The sequence below is a fragment of the Klebsiella sp. CN_Kp100 genome, assembly GCF_040065315.1.
Taxonomy (GTDB): Bacteria; Pseudomonadota; Gammaproteobacteria; order Enterobacterales; family Enterobacteriaceae; genus Klebsiella; species Klebsiella oxytoca.
The window spans coordinates 1-751 of the sequence record NZ_JBEAIJ010000022.1 but is presented as its reverse complement, the minus strand read 5'-3'; the positions used below and the strand labels follow the sequence as shown (position 1 = coordinate 751).

General features: G+C 56.3%; 1 protein-coding gene and 1 pseudogene. Both read right to left on the bottom strand.

Translation table 11 applies throughout. From position 1 onward, the window contains the following. A pseudogene (rfbK, locus tag ABLV12_RS08760) lies at positions 1-499 on the bottom strand (O9 family phosphomannomutase RfbK); the annotation flags it as partial. Positions 500-521: 22 nt separating this feature from the next. Further along, positions 522-751, bottom strand: a 230-nt coding sequence (locus ABLV12_RS08755; protein WP_196555343.1) for a cupin domain-containing protein, incomplete at its 5' end; no start/stop codon positions are given.

Here is a 751-nt window from a genome sequence, read left to right as displayed (position 1 = left end):
TGGCCAGGTTCACGTAGCCCATCAGGTGGTCCACGTACTCCTGCAGCACCGATATATGACGCAGGGTGCCGCGACGGGACGCGTCCACCGGCGCAAACTGGTTCTCTTCCGCCAGGCGCTGGATATCGCGCAGCCCGGTGTCACCGCTGATGGGCTTCGCGTTTTCACGCACCAGCTTCATGCCGTTGTAGTTCATCGGGTTATGGCTGGCCGTCACTTCTATCCCGCCGTCCACGCCCAGGTGGAAGGTGGCGAAGTAAATCTCTTCGGTCCCGCTCAGACCAATATCCAGCACGTCCGTTCCCGCATCCATCAGGCCTCTGGCCAGCGCCAGCTTCAGCGACTCGCTGGTCAGACGCACATCGCCACCCACCACGATCGTTTTCGGCTTCAGAAATTCACCGTAGGCGCGTCCGATACGGTAGGCGATATCTTCGTTTAATTCTTCGCCCAGTTCGCCGCGGATATCGTAAGCTTTAAAACAATTTAATTTTGCCATCTATTTAATCCTTAAATACAAATTAGCAACGACCATACTGGTCTTTAATACGGATAATGTCGTCTTCGCCCAGGTAGGAGCCGGACTGGATCTCCAGCACTTCCAGCGGGATACGTCCCGGGTTCTCGAGGCAGTGCTCGGCACCAATGGGAATAAAGGTCGACTGATTTTCAGTCAGCAGGAACTGCTTGCCGTTAACCGTTATCTGCCCCGTCCCGGCGAGGATCACCCAGTGCTCGGCGCGGTGGTGAT